We start from the raw sequence: 3829 nt of genomic DNA, 5'->3' as shown, positions 1-3829 counted from the left end.
CTAGCCTCTAAGAACTCCCCATAACTACATATAGAAAAAGTACATTATTTGGTTCGATAGTACTAGGTGACTCGGCTAGCACAATTGTTGAGTCACCTATTTTTTTATAATAAAATAACGCTTTTAATTTTATTTCCATGAATACAGCAAAAAAAGAGGCCCTATGGCTCTTTTTTTATTCCTTAATAACAATCTAAATATGATAAAATATATCCATCACTCATATGTCCAAATATGTAATTTTCATAGCACCAAAATTACAACTAGACTTATATATAAATAAAAAAAGCACTCATTATGAGTGCTTTTTAAAGGTTATAACCTATCCATTTTTGTCCTAACGATGTATTAATTAAATACCATGCTTGTTTTACTTTGACAGATTGATAAGCAACATAACCTACTACATTTGGGTTACCAGGGCCATTATATAAAGGTTGTTTAGATCCTATTTCTAGTTGAGCAGCATTTGAATTTAATCTATCTTTAAGAAAAAGTGCATCTCCATTATAGCCAACCCATTTTTCTCCTAAAGATGTATCAATTAAATACCATGCTTGTTCTACTGTAACAGTTTGCCAGGCAACATAACCTACTACATTTGGATTACCAGGACCATTATATAAAGGTTGTTTAGATCCAACATAATTCAATAATTGAGATCCGCCGCTTGTATAAAGATCCGCTTTATGATTTCCGTAAGCCATAACTTTTGAAGAATTGATAGACATAAATGCGAATGCTAGTACAAAAAACACTACAAAAACCTTTTTCATTTTCTTTCCCCCTTGCATTATTTTATATTTCCATTTTTTATATTACTTAATTTTCAGTATATTGCAAATATAAAATTAGCAGTAACTTACATATCATATCCTATAACTGAATTTGTTCATATATGGTAAAATATATCCATCGCTCATATGTCCAACTATGCAATTTTCAAAATAGCAACATTACAACTAGACTTATACAACATAATTCAAAACAAAATGAAGGAGTGTTTTAAGTGAAAGGACATATTCGAAAAAGAGGAAATAAGTACTTAGTGTGTTTCTGGTTATAAGACAAAAAAGAAGCAGTAAAAAATGTGACGAAAAAGATTACGGATTTAAATGAAGGGACTTTTGTGGAGCCGTCTAAGCTTACTTTAAAAGACTATCTCGTTCAGTGGCTAGAAATTAAAAGGATGAGTTTAGAAAAGAATACCTACGTTTCTTATAGTAGCAACATAACCCACCATGTTTTACCGAACATGCAGAAAGAAGTAGTAAAAAGTTTTGGTAAAAGTATCTTTGAATAGCTAATGTTTGCATTTTATAAAAAAAGCTAAATAAATCTTGTATGAACAAGGTTTATACATCCTAACACATGTTATCATGTATAATACATATGTTAAGTAAATTCAGAATAACGAGGCAAATATTATGGACTTTGTTTATATTAATCAAAACGTATTAAATAATCTTCTATACATTTTATGTAGTATATTTGTTTTTTATTTCATATATGATAGCAGGCATTATTTGAAAAAATACAAAATATTACTGATTACCCTTTGTTCTAGTATCCCGCTTATTTTATGTATGCGATACCCTATCTATATGGATGAAAGTTGTATTCATGATTTAAGACAAATTCCGGTCATAATAGGTACGCTTTATGGTGGATTTCCTGTCGGTATCATATTGTTTACAATTTTATTAATTACAAGATTTATATTTTATGGCTTTAATATGCTGACAGTCGTTGTTTACGGAATAATGTTCATCGTTACAGCACTCGCATCTTCAAAATTTAATACATATAATAGAAAGCTTAAAGTAGCTTTTTCCATGTTTTTAACCTTTTTCCTAGCAATATTTACAACTGTAATTGTATTAACTTTATCAGATTTTGAAGTGAATAATTTGTATATTATTTATTTCATGGTATTACCGACTACTTTAATGTTATTTATTGTTTATATAAATGAAGTTATAAAAGATGCTGTATTAATGCGCTCAAAATTAATTAAAATGGAAAAAATGGAGATTGTTAGCCAACTCGCTGCAAGTATATCGCACGAAGTAAGGAATCCTTTAACGGTTGTAAAAGGATTTACACAGCTTTTAAAAACACCAAATTTAACTGCTGAATCAAGAGACGAATATATTAAACATATACTTGAAGAGTTAAATCGTGCCCAAGAAATTATCGATGATTACTTAACGTTTGCCAAACCTGCTCCAGAAAAATTAGATCAAATTTCAGTAAAACAAGAGTTAAATCGAGTTATTAATATGATATTGCCATTGTGTAATATGAATACGATACATATTACACAGGATTTTTCTGAGGCAACCATTGTTGGTAATAAACAGCACTTTCAACAATGTTTTTTAAACTTAATAAAAAACAGTATTGAAGCAATGCCTAATGGTGGTACCTTAAATATTTCCTCATCTATCAATAATAGTAAAGTTGAAATACGAATTGAAGATAGCGGAGTTGGAATGTCACAGGAGCAAATACATCGATTCGGTGAACCGTATTTTAGTACAAAAACAAAAGGAACTGGTTTAGGTACGATGGTTGCTGTTAAGATTATTGAGACGATGCATGGAAGTTTAAAAATCCGAAGTATCGTTAGTAAAGGAACGACTTTAACGATTACGTTCCCGAAATATAGTGAGAATACGCATTTAAACAAATAAAAAAGGAGCATAGTTGCTCCTTTTTTATTTGTTTCGATACATAAGTATCTTCAATGTTTTTTTAGTTTACATTTGTGAAGACTAATTAAAAATTAGTATCCTCCGCCCCAGCAGCTGCATCCTACAATTATTAATAGAATGAATAACACAACTAGTAAAGCGAAACCTCCACCAAAACCACAAGAACCACCGTAACTCATATTTTCTCCTCCTTTTGGTTTGAAAACTAATAGGTAGTTGATCATTTTAACTGGTTCGTATTATACATTATGTATATATCCCTTTTTTGAGCATGTCTACATAAAAATAAGTAAAAGCACTCGTTTAAAGAGTGCTTTAAAATGGATACCAAAAGTTTTGAAATACGTTTAATTTTAAATATACCGCAGCAATGAATATGAAAACACCGGCAAATAAAACGATGAAATCTTCACGTTTCGCCTTACTTGTATAAAACCATGTACGTTTATCCTTCTTTCCAAATCCTCTTAAATCCATTGCATTTGAAATCGTATCTATTCTTTCTAGAGAATGAATGATTAGCGGCCAGAAAATTAAAACACGATTCTTCATACGAACCCATATATTTGCTTCTCCTTTTTCAAAAGCCACGCCTCTCGCTTCTTGCGCGTGTTTAATAATTTTATACTCAGACTGGATGTCAGGAATATAACGTAGTGCAATATTTACTGCATATGTAATCTTATAATGAATACCAAGTTTACTTAAACTACTTACAAATTCGCTTGGATCTGTCGTGTAAATAAAAAGAAGTGTAAATGGTAATAACGTAAAATACTTTAATGAAAGTGTAGCTGCATAAAATAATGTTTCATATGTAATCGTTGCATATCCAATATGTAAAAACGCGGTATATGATTCAGTTAATTCAGATCCATGAGTTGGTGTAATAAATAAAATCATGACAGAGTTTAATAAACTAAATGTAAATATGACACTAAAAACAATTAAAATTTTACGAAATGGAATTTTAGCAATGCTGAGTCCGATACAGAACGTAAGAGCGTCGTGTATGGAAAGAGTGATCAGAGCCGTTTAGATTCGAATCGTCCGTAGGTACCGAAAAGACATCAGAGTTAACACTGAACAGTGTATCGGACATATATTGCCTC

The 3829-nt window shown here is 30.5% G+C and carries 4 protein-coding genes and 1 pseudogene; 2 read left to right on the top strand and 3 right to left on the bottom strand.

Annotated elements, in window-relative coordinates; genetic code table 11:
- Nucleotides 1-308: 308 nt before the first annotated feature.
- Complete coding sequence (locus tag H6481_RS27845; protein ID WP_259347399.1) at nt 309-758, bottom strand: hypothetical protein; 450 nt, start codon at nt 756-758, stop codon at nt 309-311.
- A 251-nt stretch (nt 759-1009) separates the two neighbouring features.
- Here H6481_RS27845 and H6481_RS27840 point away from each other — a divergent pair.
- Both H6481_RS27840 and H6481_RS27835 read left to right on the top strand, forming a co-directional pair.
- Nucleotides 1010-1252: pseudogene (locus H6481_RS27840) on the top strand (site-specific integrase); the annotation flags it as partial.
- Between the two features lie 175 nt (nt 1253-1427).
- A complete protein-coding gene (locus H6481_RS27835; RefSeq protein ID WP_182813765.1) occupies nt 1428-2696 on the top strand; it encodes a HAMP domain-containing sensor histidine kinase in 1269 nt (422 codons plus the stop codon).
- Nucleotides 2697-2788: 92 nt separating this feature from the next.
- On the opposite strand, the gene H6481_RS27830 is transcribed toward H6481_RS27835, so the two are convergent.
- Nucleotides 2789-2896, bottom strand: coding sequence for a YjcZ family sporulation protein (locus H6481_RS27830; RefSeq protein ID WP_000120182.1), 108 nt, complete (start codon nt 2894-2896; stop codon nt 2789-2791).
- Between the two features lie 136 nt (nt 2897-3032).
- The gene (locus H6481_RS27825) at nt 3033-3746 is read right to left on the bottom strand and encodes an energy-coupling factor transporter transmembrane component T (protein ID WP_259347400.1); all 714 of its coding nucleotides are present in this window, start codon (nt 3744-3746) and stop codon (nt 3033-3035) included.
- Nucleotides 3747-3829: the final 83 nt, after the last annotated feature.

It is taken from the genome of Bacillus sp. ME78, from assembly GCF_903970865.1.
GTDB lineage: Bacteria > Bacillota > Bacilli > Bacillales > Bacillaceae_G > Bacillus_A > Bacillus_A cereus.
Note: the sequence above shows the minus strand (reverse complement) of the source record. Positions and strands in the feature narration are given on the sequence as shown.

Excerpts from the sequence above, each read along its gene's own strand:
- H6481_RS27835 (WP_182813765.1), top strand. The coding sequence starts at position 1,428 with ATGGACTTTGTTTATATTAATCAAAACGTATTAAATAATCTTCTATAC.
- H6481_RS27830 (WP_000120182.1), bottom strand. The coding sequence starts at position 2,896 with ATGAGTTACGGTGGTTCTTGTGGTTTTGGTGGAGGTTTCGCTTTACTA.